At 38.4% G+C, this 15476-nt stretch carries 13 protein-coding genes; 4 read left to right on the forward strand and 9 right to left on the reverse strand.

Annotation, left to right across the window (positions count from 1 at the left end; genetic code table 11):
• Position 1 precedes the first annotated feature (1 nt).
• Entirely contained in the window at positions 2–784 is a 783-nt protein-coding gene (locus tag A6E04_RS06785) for a sulfite exporter TauE/SafE family protein (RefSeq protein ID WP_012550014.1), read from the forward strand.
• A 262-nt stretch (positions 785–1046) separates the two neighbouring features.
• The gene (locus A6E04_RS06790) at positions 1047–1790 is read left to right on the forward strand and encodes a class I SAM-dependent DNA methyltransferase (protein WP_065610618.1); all 744 of its coding nucleotides are present in this window, start codon (positions 1047–1049) and stop codon (positions 1788–1790) included.
• 83 nt (positions 1791–1873) lie between these two features.
• On the opposite strand, the gene A6E04_RS06795 is transcribed toward A6E04_RS06790, so the two are convergent.
• The 7 genes from A6E04_RS06795 to hinT all read right to left on the reverse strand — a co-directional run bounded on the left by A6E04_RS06795 (position 1874) and on the right by hinT (position 9891).
• Complete coding sequence (locus A6E04_RS06795; protein WP_017020519.1) at positions 1874–2212, reverse strand: YggL 50S ribosome-binding family protein; 339 nt, start codon at positions 2210–2212, stop codon at positions 1874–1876.
• A gap of 152 nt (positions 2213–2364) precedes the next feature.
• Positions 2365–3252 carry a hypothetical protein gene (locus A6E04_RS06800; RefSeq protein ID WP_065610620.1) on the reverse strand — a complete coding sequence of 296 codons (888 nt, stop codon included), beginning with the start codon at positions 3250–3252 and terminating at the stop codon, positions 2365–2367.
• Positions 3253–3254: 2 nt separating this feature from the next.
• Positions 3255–6836, reverse strand: coding sequence for a T6SS effector BTH_I2691 family protein (locus tag A6E04_RS06805; RefSeq protein ID WP_065610622.1), 3582 nt, complete (start codon positions 6834–6836; stop codon positions 3255–3257).
• 213 nt (positions 6837–7049) lie between these two features.
• On the reverse strand, positions 7050–7640 hold the full coding sequence (gene lpoB / locus A6E04_RS06810; RefSeq protein ID WP_012550009.1) for a penicillin-binding protein activator LpoB: 591 nt from the start codon (positions 7638–7640) through the stop codon (positions 7050–7052).
• Positions 7641–7686: 46 nt separating this feature from the next.
• A complete protein-coding gene (locus tag A6E04_RS06815; protein WP_012550008.1) occupies positions 7687–8076 on the reverse strand; it encodes a YcfL family putative periplasmic lipoprotein in 390 nt (129 codons plus the stop codon).
• Positions 8076–9473, reverse strand: coding sequence for a COG3014 family protein (locus A6E04_RS06820; protein WP_065610624.1), 1398 nt, complete (start codon positions 9471–9473; stop codon positions 8076–8078). The genes A6E04_RS06815 and A6E04_RS06820 overlap by 1 nt, the downstream gene beginning before the upstream one ends.
• Positions 9474–9540: 67 nt before the next feature.
• Positions 9541–9891, reverse strand: coding sequence for a purine nucleoside phosphoramidase (gene hinT / locus A6E04_RS06825; RefSeq protein WP_012550006.1), 351 nt, complete (start codon positions 9889–9891; stop codon positions 9541–9543).
• Between the two features lie 297 nt (positions 9892–10188).
• Between hinT and A6E04_RS06830 the strand changes: the two genes are divergently transcribed.
• Together A6E04_RS06830 and A6E04_RS06835 are read left to right on the forward strand one after the other, a co-directional pair.
• Positions 10189–12180, forward strand: a complete 1992-nt coding sequence (locus tag A6E04_RS06830) for a methyl-accepting chemotaxis protein (protein WP_065610626.1) — start codon at positions 10189–10191, stop codon at positions 12178–12180.
• Between the two features lie 135 nt (positions 12181–12315).
• On the forward strand, positions 12316–13344 hold the full coding sequence (locus A6E04_RS06835) for an OmpA family protein (protein WP_065610628.1): 1029 nt from the start codon (positions 12316–12318) through the stop codon (positions 13342–13344).
• A gap of 111 nt (positions 13345–13455) precedes the next feature.
• On the opposite strand, the gene A6E04_RS06840 is transcribed toward A6E04_RS06835, so the two are convergent.
• Both A6E04_RS06840 and A6E04_RS06845 read right to left on the reverse strand, forming a co-directional pair.
• The gene (locus A6E04_RS06840; RefSeq protein ID WP_065610630.1) at positions 13456–14832 is read right to left on the reverse strand and encodes an alpha-amylase family protein; all 1377 of its coding nucleotides are present in this window, start codon (positions 14830–14832) and stop codon (positions 13456–13458) included.
• 162 nt (positions 14833–14994) lie between these two features.
• Positions 14995–15468, reverse strand: a complete 474-nt coding sequence (locus A6E04_RS06845) for a LabA-like NYN domain-containing protein (RefSeq protein WP_012550002.1) — start codon at positions 15466–15468, stop codon at positions 14995–14997.
• Between the last annotated feature and the right edge of the window lie 8 nt (positions 15469–15476).

Consider the following 15476-nt stretch of genomic DNA (forward strand, 5'->3'; position numbering starts at 1 on the left):
AATGGAATGGATAAGTAATGACATCACACTATGGATTTTAATCGCGTTAATGTTATCTGCATTTGCAGCTGGATTCATTGACAGTGTTGCAGGCGGAGGAGGTTTGATCTTAGTGCCCTCTTTTATTCTTGCTGGACTTCCACCTCAAGTCGCTTTAGGTCAAGAAAAAATAGTCAGTACATTAGGGACTATCGCTGCTATTCGTAATTTTATTCGAAACAAAAAAGTGGTATGGGCAGCAGTAACAACAGGGATCCCCGCAGGATTATTAGGCGCATACATTGGCGCAGAAGCCATCTTGTATTTTGATCCAGATACGATAGGCAAAATAATTATGGGCATGCTACCTATCGGTATTGTTCTATCTTTTATACCTAAAAAAGCCAAAGAAGTTAACCAAAGTGACATTAACCCTAAAATTATTCTTTTTGGTGTCCCTACTGCTGTTTTTGTAATTGGTTTTTATGATGGATTTTTTGGACCAGGAACTGGTAGCTTTCTTATCCTAGCTTTACACTATTTACTTCGCTTTGATCTTGTATCTGCATCTGCCACATCGAAACTGTTTAACTTTGCATCAAACATAGGCGCTTTAATTGCATTTACATTATCTGGCCATGTTCTGTACTTATTAGCAATACCTTTAGTTATCATGAATCTATTAGGAAATCATATAGGAAGCTCATCAGCTCTCAAATATGGACCTAATCTAGTAAAGAGAACATTAACCTTATCACTCACTTTGTTGATGGGTTCCTTAGCTTACAAATTCATTGTCCTTTAAAAACTCAGCCAGGATCTTCCTTTTGATTCTGGCTTCACTTCTTCATTTTTATCTTTACTAAAATACCAAAAAGTACAAATGACCCCCATCATAAGATTTTAGTATTCTTATTTCCTTTTTTGAATTACTATCCGCGCGCAATGAGCCTCTTCTGGATAAGTTCTTACAAAGTTACTTATCTAACGCACTTCTTTTATACCTCTCAAAATAAGCAGTTAATTAAACACTTAAAAGAGATTGGTATTGTTATGGATAAGTACAAATGTCCTCTAACGCTTTATATACTGATCTGTCTGGTTACTACGATTTAATGTGTGCAGACATCGATTATCATGAGCAAAGTAATTATGTACGCCGAATTCATCAGATTTTCGGTAATCAAGGAAGAAACTACCTTGATTTAGCTTGTGGGACAGGACCACACGTTAAACACTTTATTAACTATGGTTATCAAGCAAAAGGCTTAGACATTAATCAACCGATGCTTGATCTTGCAAAGCTGCGTAACCCTGATGCTGAATTTATTTTGCATGACATGAGTAACTTTACCGTTGATGAACCTTTAGATTTAATCACCTGTTTTCTTTATTCAATTCATTACAATGCAAATATTGAAAAGTTAACAGAGTGTATTGCAAGCGTTCATGCCGCATTAAAAACCGACGGCGTATTCTGCTTTAACTCGGTAGCAAGAAATAAGATTGATAATCGCTCATTTGTAAAGCACCCAGCAGAACATGAAGGCAGCCAATTTACGTTTCAATCAGGTTGGAATTACAGTGGCCAAGGGGATGGGCAGCATTTATTGTTGAAGATCGAGAAAACAACAGATGGCGTAACCGAAATTTGGAATGATAAGCATCCAATGGTTGCGGTAGATTTTGAACAACTGCAAGCGCTGTTAGAACCGTACTTTGAGGTTCACTTGTTTGAGCATAATTACGAAAAGATAACGTCTCTTGAGACATCGTCAGGCAATGCCATTGTTGTTTGTATCAAAAAGTAGCAACGCAATAACCATATTTAGAACATAAAAAACCCGCCTATCTAAGGCGGATTTTTATTAAACCTAAATACAGAAATAAAGGCTTATAAGTAGTTTGCATCAACCAGTTCACTGATCTCAACTTTACTAACTTCAGGACGACTGTCCAACCAGTTAGCAACTAATAGTTGTTGTTCAGCCGTTGCTGAGTCATAACGCTCAGTTGAACAAACAAAACCTTCAAATAACTCAAGGCCACCACCACAAAAACATAAATCAATGCTGTTGATGTAATCAATAAATTCATCGACGAATACATCATACTGATCAAAGTCTTTAAACTCAGTCTTACAGCTTAGTTCAAAACCAAGAATCGCAAACTCACCTAAGTAAAGTTTCTTACGAATACGACGATTTTTGTTTTCTAACTTTTTAACTTTCATGGCATTTCTCTCTTTGATTTATCTACCTCTATTTATACTCCTTTCCATCACTTTTCCCAAGCTTTGATTGAAAGAAATCAAGAAATTCAAATACAAAAATGCCAGAGCAGTTACCTACTCTGGCATTCAACGATTAAATAACAAAAAGTGAATTATCTGTCACTCATAACCGGTGCAGGCTCACCTCTGCGACTTGTTGCTTCATCGACAGGGTATTGCTCACCGATAACGTTTATATCTAAGACAAACTTTGGATAATAATCAAAATCAAAAAAACCTTTAATATCGGTAATTTCCTCAATTTTGATATTTGTATTTTGTTTTAAAAGATCGAGTACTTTGGCCATATCGTCATCTGAATTAAAAAACACATAACTTCGTGAACGAGTTTGATCTCTTGAAATTATAGTATGCGCTGTATCACCGTAATCACACATATCAAATCGATGATATAGTGCTATTACGTTTCTTTTACGATTAAATTGCGCATAAAGAAACTGCTCTGTTGAAGAAAAACGATGATCAACATATACGGTTTGTTTCTTCGTCATTCCAAATGCAAGCAACAATGAGCCCCCAGCACCAACTAATGCCATCGGGCCAATAACAATAACGGCAAGGACACAGAATACACAAGCGACATAAGCGACTTTTTGAGCTATAGAATTAATGATTTTTGGTTGATCGAGTTGTTTTGAATAAGAGAATCCTTCGCTAGAAAAAGAATATTCATAGCGGTCATCTAATGCAAATACGAAATAATATATATAATTTATTATTATAAGTATCGGGATAAAGCCATACCCTAACTCGTTTTCAAGAGTCCATACTTCAATATCAAACCCAGTAACAAAAGCGATAAGTAATATACTAAAAGCAACGCAACCTGACCAAAACAACTTACGGTCATAGCGGTTTTTATGTTCAATATTTTTAGCTATCCACTGCATTGAACCTACAGAATGTTCAATTTTTTCTTTATTCTTAAAGCACTCTTGTTCAAACTCTTCAGGTGTAATGTAAAAAGGAAGATACGACATCCTTAATCCTCTAATTTTGTATGATCGATGACAATATCTGCCGATTTATTTAGCAATTGAGTTCCCCATTTATTCAATTTCTCACTATCACTAATCGCGGTATAGACAGCTTTTTGCGTTACAGCATACTGGAATTGATAGCTGTATTGGATCTCTTCTTCACTATTTTGACTTAACATCAAATAATCAATTTGAACGGCAAGATAATTCATCTCACTGCTTATTGGTAAAGTGACTTGATAAACATCACGTTGTTCACTCAGTATTGGTTTTTTATTATCTATTTGAATTTTTTCTAATGTCACTAAATCAACATTAGATAGCCATTCACCACTTTCCAACTCTTCCATGCTTGCATTGCTATTAGTGGTAATGCGCAATGATTGACTTCCCATCCCACGAGGTACCGAAAACCTCACATCAATCGCATGGCATAGTGCAACGGCTGCAGGGTAACTCTGTTCCGATTTAACATACGTCAATTGCGGTTCTTGGTAGATAACAGGTTGTAACTGTATACGTTTTAAATCATTCAATGCCGTATTCAATATATTGGTATTCTCTTCTAAACGTAGAGAAACATCTTTTGATTCACTCCATTTCACCCGCTTAGGGTTGGTTCCCCATGGGAGTAATGCCAACCATTTTTGGTATTCATCTTGTTTGAATTTATCCAATTGATACCCAAATGCGATATAAAAAATAGTGAGTACTAGTAAGGCAGCCATGACTCCAGGGCCAAACATTACTCCAATAGCAAACCTTCCAGAAATAGCACCAATAGCTTGAAAAGCACCAATAGTTGATAATCCGCCTAATGAGTAAACTTTGCCATACTGCATCGTTTTTTCTATGCCATACATATCCTCTAATTTATCGGCTTCCCTTAACAGTTCAGTAACAGATGCAATCGTTCCTAATACAGCGGTCACACCTAACCATCGTGTAAATATTTTTGCGCTTTCCAATGGTAATTTGGCTATTGAGGATGATTGCCTAAGTACATCTCCCTTTGCTTTCTCTATAGCGCTAACGGTAGACTTTAGTAGTTCTGGGTTTCCTTGAATCTTAGCCCATGCAGTTCCAGTTCTAATACCCGCCCATGCAGATGCTGTATAAGCGACTTTTTGTCCTATTTCTGCATAATTATCTGCTGTGGCTAGGCCATCTTGCCTTATCGTTCTCAAAGAATCATTCAAGCTAATTAGATTAAATACCAAAGCAAGGAAACCTAAACCACCGACATCAGCAAAATGATTTTTAGCACTTACCACAACGCCTTTTAAACGCTCTTCACTCATACTGTGAATAGCACCTTTAATATCTGATGGCCATTCAAAACGTTGAGGAAAACCAACGACATTAGCCGCTTTAACTTTTTGCAGGCGAGTTATTTCTTTTAACGCCGCTTGCTTTTGTTTTACTGATATCGATTTATTTTCCACTATTGTCGTTGAAGTCTTTATATCGACATCAACCTGAGCCATTCTCTTCTGCCACTTATCGAAATTTTGTGCAAAGCCTTCAGCAACATTGATGCCTATTTTATGAGCTAATTTCTCAGCAAACGTAATTCGATAAAGAGAGGTTGTTCGTGATGCATACCCAGTAGGCATAGCAGGTAAAAGTAAAACAGAGGCTTGCGCGATGGGGCTAACGCCTAATTTAGCTACATATTGAATTAATCCACCAGAAGCAGCGATAAGAACGTGATTCAATTTCTGAATCGTTTCCCCAAGCTTTTTAAAAATTTCAGTTTCACTTACACTTGCGTGCGCCATAAAATCCACAATTTTACTGTACATCGTCGTGGTATTACTCAAACCCGCGACTTCGATATAAAACCCATCTTGAATTGTTTGTGGTGTGTCTACACCCTCAATTATCGATTCATGATTTGATTTATTTTCCCCATCATTATCATCATGCTTAGGGAGTAACTCTTCTAATTTCTTAAATAACGTATGACTAAAACCTGCGGTGTATAACGGAATAATACTGGTTGGTTTTTCACATTGTGCGGTTAGCCACTCTTTATCTTCTACGGAGGCTAAAAATGTAAAGGCTTCTATGAAATGCAAATTAGCGTCTTGGAGTTCTGTCTGGGTTTCTTCTCCCCACAGATCGCATTGTCGTTCGATCATAAAAGGAGTGAATGCGTTAAGAAAATGTTTAAAATCTTTTTTAGCCTCAAAAGCCTCTTTTTCTAACTCATCCCTTTCTTTTTGAAGTTCATCCATTTCTGTTAGCATCACCTCCCAATCAAGCTGTTTACGCCATTTACTTTGAGCTAACCAGTTTTCGTATTTATTTAAATGGCTCGCAGGAATGCTGTATTTTGATTGGATGGATTTGGCTATTTCTGACTGTTCGCCCTTATAAATGCGAGCTATTGCATCACTTGATGGACTTTGTGATTTATAGGCGTTACTTGTTTTCTCTCCTGCATCATAGAAACGAGACATATCAAGGTAAAATTCAAGCTCCTTATTGTTTCTTGTGACTGATGGTGGAAATTTAATGTCATCCATAGACCCGAACAATGTCATTTGCATTGCCGCCTGCATTAATGTCCATTGATTAGAGAAATTTTCATCAAAGAAACGATATGGTGTGGCAGCCCCAACAAACTGCGTAGCAAGATCACGACAATCAACCAAGTGGTCATTAACGGCAACAACGTAAGCCACCTCTTCTTCTGGTATCTCTGAAATGAAATCAGACACAGAGGCGACTGGCTTTATTTCAGAGTACTCATGTTCATCGCCTTGTGAATCAAAAGTACCAACATAACTCGCAGAAAAACGACCATCATCAATCGCAGATTCTTCGATATCGGCAACTTTAGACAACAATTCAATGTCTCCCACATGCGCAGGACAACCGTCTCGGCTTAATACCACCGTTTGCATATAACTTGAGTAGCGACCAATATTTTCAAGTACGTCTTGAAACATGATCCAACTCCAACGGTGCTTAGAATAGAGTAATGAAAGCACACTGTTGTTGGGATAGCTTAAAAAGCCCGTAGACGCTTGCTTTTGACCTCTTTCTTTGTTGCTTGGGTCTTCACTATCACTTAATTTAAAATGAGTGAATTGAGTCCCTTCGACTTGATATTCATCAATGGTTTTTTGTTCATAGTTATAAACGTATAACCAACCATCCCTTAACTGGCGAAGTGTGTATTGATTAGAGGTTAATCGCCTTGCCGCCAAACCATTGCCATTCCATCCTTCAGGCAAGCCAAATGGAGTAATCGACCCATCGTTATTACGTTGTTGATCTATGGCATAACGAACTGGTACAAAATGAGCATCAGCATTTGATGCCTCCTCTTTAGAGGTGAAATCAATCACTTCAGGTTCATTAGAAACGACGTCTGTTTTATTCGTCTCTCCTGTCCAATACATGCTTTTTTCATTAGGTAAGCCATTCGTATCATCAGCGGGTGCTGTCGACATGGTTTTCAAAGAGAGTAAATTACCATCCTTATCGAAAGCTTGAGCGGCCTCTTCATAAGAGAATTCTTCAGTGTTCCAGCACATAGAATTTTTAGGTTGAAATGGGTAATTGTGACTCATGGACAGATCCTTTGATAACCAAACATCTACATAAGCAAAAATAAAGCCACAATTAAATCATTTAAAATCAACGCATTACCTAATGCGTAATTTTCAAAAAGACAACAACTTGTGATTTTAACCAACTTATTGTTTTTATTTCTCATACAAAAATGCCAGAGCAGTTACCCGCTCTGGCATTTATTACAAACTCAAGTTAGCTATTGGGTGGTATTACCAACCTAATAGGCTTTTCTCTTGTTGCTTACGGATTTCAGTTTCATCAGCCCATTCGATCAGACCTGTTTCTAAATCCATTAAACGCATTGTCATTTTGTAATATACGTCTTTATCGCTACCTGCATTTTTCACGATGCTAGAAAGGTTACCGTAAAGCATGTATTGAGCACCAACCATTTTACCGAATTGAATCGCAGTATTTTGATTTACTAGCTCATCCGTATTTTGGAAATTCAGTTGCGTACGAACCGCTTCTACACGATCCATATCAACAAAACGGAATTTACCCGAGTTAAGCAATTTAGTACTGATTGAGTCAGTTACTGATTCTGTATCAATGTGCTCGCTTGTTTTGTTTTTAATGCTTTCAACAAAAACAATTGGACGATTACCTTGAGTGATTTGTGCTACAGAGCCAGATGAAAGCATGCTTTCTGTCATTTCACCGGCAATTTTTTGCAAATCAGTCGAACCAAAGTCAACCGTTGTTGTTTCAACAGCTTGAGCATCACCGTAACTTACTTTATTAGAACAACCACCAAGTAGTACAGCTAAGCCTAATAATGCAACAACACTTTTTTTCATTTTATTTTCCTCTAAATAAGTGGTTTCTATCTTCAATAAAGAAAGATTATTCTAATGTACGAATTTGAATACGGAATTGCGTCGCTTCTGGTTTCATTGCAACACCTTGAACGCTCATCGTGTCTAAACCACGAACGATAAATGTACGCCACGGTGAATCAGAACCATTCACTTCTAGGCCTTGATCGTCATACCAATAAAAACGGTATTGAAGTTGTTGATCGCCACTGAATTTACTCGTTAGAGAAACAATGCCGCGAACTAAACCGTTATTGTCTTGAGTGCTGATCTGATCAACAGACAGTCGGCCACCCAATACGTTATCACCAAAGACAACCTTCTGAGTGCTACTATCAACACTTATGCCTGATGTTTGACCAGAACTACATGCTGCAAGTACCAACGGTAGCAACAATGCAATAAACCATTTTTTCATTATATTTCTCCTAATTGTTTATGCCACCAGGTGACAGCATTTCCTTGTCTAGATACCCAAACCACCACGGTGTGACCTTCTTTTACACTAAAGTTTAGTTCATTACCTTGATACTCAAGTGTATTATTTCCTGCTTCAACGCTCATATTTGTTACGCTGATGATTGCTGGCAGTGTTTGCCAACTTCGAGTGTCTGGTTGCTCGGTTAATGAATTGAATATCGTAAATAACGCATTGGCTAACTCTTCTTCCTTTGTATTACGCGATGTTTTACGTAATTCATCTTTAGCAACAACACGTAGCGCTTGGCGGATCACCATCGCTGGGATACGTTCACTCAAATCATTTTCGGCCATTAACGTCACATCAGCCAGTTGATCGGAAGGCAAGGCTTTATCATTCACTCGTAATGGAGGGAAAGTTTGTCGCTGCATTTTCTTATAATAAGGCAGCGATAAGTTATATTGAACAAAGTTGCCATGGCTATCCCACATTGGTAACCTTAAACGCCAATCATCTAGCTGTGGCAAAATACCTTGTTCATCGATGATAATTACTCGACTATCAGTGCGATTTGGTACTTTATAGGCGCCGTATTGTTTTTCTAGTGTTTGGATATCATTTTTCATACCCAATCGACGAGCTAGCCGCTGAACGGATTCAATCACCGTTTTATTATTTGGTGCCACCGCTAACGCTCGCTTGTAATCAATGTAAGCGTCACTAAAATTTCGGTTTGTTTCAAATAATAAGCCAGAATAGTAAAACAAATACCCATTTTGCACGGCTTTAAGTGTTTTGCCTGCATCTGGATAATTCGCTAATATTGCACCTACATTTGCGTTTACACCCTTTTTCTTCGCCTCTTTCTCGGCTGATTTCAGCTCTTTCTCTCGGTCTTTTCTGGCTTGTTCTTGGATGTAGTTAGCTTTTCTGACTTCAACCAACGCCCCTTCTAGATCATTATTTTTTAAATAGTTTAGCGAAAGGTATAAATGCAAATAACCCAGTTCATAATCCGCTGGTTTATAATCGATAAGGTTATCGTTAGTTACTAAAGAACCAACTTGGTTCGCAGAGCCTGATATTGTGATAGTCGCTTCATCACTTTGTACTCGAGCAGCTTGCTCTGCAATTTCAAAATCGGATTTACTCTCAGCGTATTGCTCACTTAATAAAGCAATACGACCTAACTCTAAATTATCTAGAATTGGCCCTCCGGTATCCTCTGCTGCGTCTTGATAAGCCAGCTTAGCTTCCCCATTCTTAACTAACTCATACGTATCTTGAGTTTGAGCAGAATAATGACTAAACAGATTTCCAACCGATAAGTTGGCACACCCTGACAATATCAAGGTAAAAGAAAGGATAACTGATTTTTTTAAGACTGATTTCATCAAAATTAAAGAAACTCGTAGTAAGAAAAAAGTAAGGCTCCGATCATGGGAGCCTTAATATTGTCTATTAACTTAATAGCATCGGACCTAATGGACGCCCGCCCACAAGGTGCATGTGAATGTGGTATACCTCTTGTCCACCATGGGGGTTACAATTGACGATTAAGCGGTAGCCCTCTTTTGCGATGCCTTCTTCTTGAGCGATTTTCTTAGCTACAGTAAACAAACGTCCCATCACTAACTCATCTTCTTGCTCAAGATCATTGGTTGTTGGGATGAGTTTATTCGGAATGATCAACACATGACTTGGTGCTCTAGGGTTAATATCACGAAATGCAGTCACCAAATCATCTTGATACACCACATCTGCTGGGATTTCTTTACGAATAATTTTGCTAAAAATAGTTTCTTCAGCCATGACTCATCTCCAATAAAACACAGTTTTTTATCTCTAATTCTCTCTAGTATGCGTTACAAATTTCTCGAAAACAATCACTTGAATGATAACTTAACGACAAATTAACCCTTCACATACAAAAAACCATTAAATAAATGAGAGTGATCTCTCTTTATATATTATTAATTTTATAGATATGGTCACAGCAGGCGTTAACTAATAATCATAATATGAATAATTGTTGTCATAATTTTGAGACTTTTCTTATTTACTTTCTAAATTCTAAGTCTTGCATTACTTTTAAAGAGAGAAGAGAACATGAATAGTTCGGTTGTACGTCGCATGTATGCAGGTTTTTCACTCATTGTTATCCTGTTTATTACGACAGTCATTTTGATGCTCAATGGAACGAGCAACATCCACAAACAAATGCAATCGGTCTCAACAGAGTCCATGCCCCTTGTCAGTTTATCAAACGAAACGAGTGTTGCCTTACTTGCCGCCGACAAATCCTTTAAAGATTTCCTAACCACTCGTGATCCAGTTCAGATGCAACAAGCTCGTCAGCAATTCTCTGTTGCAGAAACAACATTTAAAAATACCTTTCAACGCTTAACCGCCGCCGCACAGAAAAACAGTACCACCGCACAACAAAGCGCAGAGTTAGCATCAATCGAAAGCCAATATTTCACCGAAGCGCTCGTCGCAATGGACAACTACCAAGATTTATTAGTCGCAGAAGACAGCAAACAAAAAGCAACCCGTAACTTTCAACGTTTGTATACTGAGCTTAGTGTACGAATGAAAGAATACATTGACGGCCAAGAAAGCATTGCCGTAAAAATGATGGCAAAAAGCTACTTTGTAAAACTAGAAGATGCTGAGTTAATCACATCAGATGCACTAGCAAGTAATGACGTTGAGTTCGTTAAAAAAGCCGTAAACAAAAACAAGAAAGCCGTGACTCATTTAAACTACGCTTACCGTGGGTTAAACAATCAACTGCCAGAATTAAAACCTATTTTTGATGATTCAGTGAACAAATTCAGTCTTGAAGTCGGTAAAAAAGAAGGCATTCTTAATACGCATTTCATTTATTTAAACGCCAAAGAAACCTTATACACCAACATCTCAAATTTAGCTCATCAAATTGATGCAGGGCTAACGCTTCTTAACTCATTCAATAAATCAGCCAATCAAGGTTTACAACATTCACTAGAACAGGCTGACGTCATTTATCAACAGAGTTTTTATAAAGCGGTTGTTCTCGGTGTGGTTGTCTCGCTACTTGCAACGGCTATTGGTTTTCATCTTGCTTCATCAGTACGAACGCCACTCAATAATATGCTGCGTATTTTAGAATCATTAACCTCTGGGGATATGACACAACGAATTGCAACAAAGCATAACTCTGAGTTTAGTCGTGTATCTCGCCATATTAATACGTTAGCGGATAATTTACAGAAAGTCTTATTACAGCTAAGTGCGGCTTCTGATGAACTTACGACGGTTGCACAAAATAACAGTTCTACCGCAGAAAAAGCCAAACAGCAGCTACTAGAACAACGTGAAAAAACCACCAGTGTCGCGGCCGCAATGACAGAAATGGAACACTCTGTAGTTGAAGTTGCATCAAGCTCAGAAAGCTCCCTGCTTAAAGTACAAGAAGTTGAAGCGGCTTCAGAGCACGGTCAACAAGTAATGACAAATAACATTGCAACGATAGAGCAACTATCAAGTCGCTTAGATGAATCTGTACATGCCGTTGCAAACTTACAAAAAGTCAGCAGTGAAATTGGTTCTATTCTCGATGTGATCAATAAAATTGCAGCACAAACTAACTTACTCGCTTTAAATGCCGCCATTGAAGCCGCTCGTGCTGGAGAGCAAGGTCGTGGATTTGCCGTTGTTGCCGATGAAGTTCGAGTGTTAGCAAAACGCACCGCAGAATCAACCTCTGAAATTGAAACGATGATTGGTAACCTTCAATCCAGTTCAAAAACCACCACCCTCGTCATTGAAAGTTGTGTCGAAGATATGCAACAAAGCGTAACTCAAACCAATGAAGCCAATAATGCCATGGTGATGATTCAAAACTTAATTGAAGAAATAAGTCACATGAGTAACCATATTTCTCAAGCAGCAAATGAGCAGAGTGCAACAACCACTGAAATTGCACGCAGTTTGGAAGACATTAGTCACATTGCAGAAGAGAATCAAACCGCAATGAATGATATCGCCAATGTCAGTTCAACGCTGAATGAGTTAGCCCATCAGCAAAGTGATATTGTGCATCAATTTAAAGTGTAGATTGAAAGGTAATTCCGTTATTCAATATGAGATAGCATAAAAATATAAGCCAATACCTACAGAAGTTTTAATTACTGTCCTACTATTTAAACATACCGTTAACAATGATGTGTTTATATAATTAAAGGACTGAATATGAAAAAATCATCTTTGCTCGTTGCTGTAGCTCTAACTTCTGTCGGTTTTTCTTCGCCTCTCCTAGCTGAGGCTTATTTTGGGGGGAAAATAGGTTTAGGGCTCATTGATGATGCTTGTTCTGCCTCAGGTCCTTGTGACGATGATGCTTTTGGCTTTGGTGCATACGGTGGTTACCATTTCACTGAGCGATGGGGGCTAGAGCTTGGGTTTGATTCTATTGGTGAGTTTGAATCGAGTCATTATTACAACAACACAACAAAATATGTTGATAGCCGTCTTACTGCCCTTTCATTAGCGCCTCGCTATACTTTTAACGCTACCGATACCATCGATGTATTCCTCAAAGCGGGTGCCGCTTACATGGATTACAGTCGCGCAAATGATGTTGTATTTACAGCGGGTTTAGGCAGTGAATTAGCCATTAGTGAAAGCTTAGCTTTGCGTCTAGAATACCAATACTTTGATGATATCGATGATAGTTATATCTATGATCTATCATCCCATTTCATCTCTTTTGGTCTTACTTATACCTTTGGGAATGCTTCAAACTCAGAACCCCAAGCGGCCTTAATTGAAGAAGAAGAAGAAATTGAAGTTGTCGCAGAGCCAGAAAAACAAATGGCAGAACCAATGGAAGAGAAAGTCGTCGCGCCAGTAGAGCCTGTCGCTGCAAAACAACAACAATCTAAATCACATCAAAACCTATTCAAAAACAATGGTTCTAAGCTTGCGCCAGAAAGCCACGCAGAACTTGATACGATTGCACAAACACTCATTGATCATCCACAAGCTACCGTCAACATTGTAGGACACACGGATTCATCAGGATCAGCCGCTTATAACCAAAAAATATCTGAAGCCCGAGCGGAATCAGTCTCTGCTTATTTAAAAACAAAAGGCGTTAAAGAGAGTCAAATTAATGCCAGTGGTGAAGGTGAATCTAATCCTATTGCTACAAATAAAACAGCCGAAGGAAGAAGCGAAAACCGTCGAGTTGATATCGACATTCCTAACTTCGAATATTAATTAATCGATATTCCTAACTCAAAGGGTTGAATGCATATTCACACATTCAACCCTTTTTCTTTCTAATCAACGACTCATTTTTTAGCCATACTGTCATTGTTTACACATCGATTAATGACACAATAAAAGATAAGAATATTTAGGAATACTAAACACAAGCACGCCTTCTTTTTTCTGACACAATTGATTGGATGAAAACTCTCTCCACTCACTGTCCGATGACATACTCACTTCAATATTCTTGTTCGATTTATTTAACGCCACGATACCTCGATCTCCTCGTGCAAAAACAAGATGATCGTCACTCGCTTCAATCAAAGTTTGCCCTTCTCCATACATACGATGATGAAAATGAATCAATTCTGACATTTTTTCTTCTTTCCATGCATTTTTCCAGCGTGGGGAACCAAATGAATTAGTGATACCACTGGTATCTAAATCCGAATAAACCAACGGGATCCCCCCTTCTCTTCCAAATAAATACGCATAAGCTAACCACTCGTTATGCTCACTCATCACCAAACTTTTAAATACTTGGTTATTCGGAATATCATGAGTAATGGCAAAAGTAATCGCACGTAAAGGAGACAAAGCTAAGCCATAGCAATAAGGATCGATTAATGACGTTAACGACCCTTTTTTCTCAAACGCTTGATAGAGAATATTAAATAAAGGGAAGTCGTAAGCACCTAACGTGGTTCCCATTAAATAGGGACTTAAAAACGTCTCGTACTCTTCTTTTGTTGCTCCACCGTCAGTAATTATTTCACCAAAGATATGTACATCATTGGTTATATCGTCAGTCCATACTTTATTTAGGTGTTCAAGGCTCATGTGCTTTGCTGCATCAATACGAAAACCTTTTACTCCCATCGACTTCAATGCAAACAAATAAGCACGCTGTTGCTCAACAACATGTTCATTATCAATTAAGGTAGGTAAACCTGGATCATGAGGTCCCCCGGATATGCGGCCATTTTGAACTTCCCATTTATCATTCCAATTCTCGATACCAAAAGCATCAACAAAATCAGGTTCAGTAAAAAGAGGTTCAGAGAGATCACCAAACAGCGTTAACGCATTATATTTTGTCGGGTCTTTTTCGTAATCCTCTCTATCCCATCGATTTGGGTATTGAAGATCCGCTCGAATGTCTGATTCGTTTGCCATGTGATTAAACACAACATCGACATAAACCCATAAATTAAATTCAGCAAGACGCTCTATCATATGTTTAAAATCAGAGGTATTGCCTAATGGGTTATCAATCAAACGATAATCTTGAGGCTGATAGCGCTGCCACCACTGAGTACCCGAGGGTAATTGAAGTGATTTCATTGCAGGGGAAACCAACACAGAACGATACCCTAGTGCGGCAATCTGCTCTGCTTGTTCAGCAATGCTTTGATAGGTCCAGTCGAACGCATGAAGAATGACATTACTTACTGCGGGTATATTATGTAATTGTCCCGCCATTCCCTGACTCATTTGTGTATCCCTTTTTGTATAACGTCATTCTATTATAAAAAAGCCGTTCACCTTACTCCTCCTCCCTTACTCTATAAAATACAGTAGGAGCAGTAAGGCGTAGAAAACAAATTCAGAGAAAAAATACGACGGCGAACCCCATAAAACATCCCTGAATTTCTTTTATAACAATAGATTACCTTCGATTGGAATAAAGCGGTCAGCGGCATCAATTAATGCATTTGCGGTTAAATCTGCAACGCCATACACTTCAACTTCTTTGTTAAAACGTGACTGAATTCGCTGAACGAGTAATTCAAAATCACCATCGCCCGACAGAATAACCACGATATCCGCCTGCTCAGCAAGCTCGATAGCATCTAACGCAATGCCTACATCCCAATCGCCTTTCGCTGAACCGTCACGACGTTGAATAAACGGTTTTAACTTTACATCAAATCCAATGCCACGAAGAATATTATGAAACTGCTTTTGCTTATCATCACTACGAGCAATGGCATACGCGTTTGCACCGACAACCTTACGGCCATCAGTCACTTTTGCCCATAATGCATTGTAGTCAAAATGACGTTGGTATACGTCACGCGTAGTGTAGTAGATGTTTTGCACATCGACGAGGATCGCAACTGTTTTCATATTTCACC

It is taken from the genome of Aliivibrio logei (assembly GCF_001691055.1).
Taxonomy (GTDB): domain Bacteria; phylum Pseudomonadota; class Gammaproteobacteria; order Enterobacterales; family Vibrionaceae; genus Aliivibrio; species Aliivibrio salmonicida.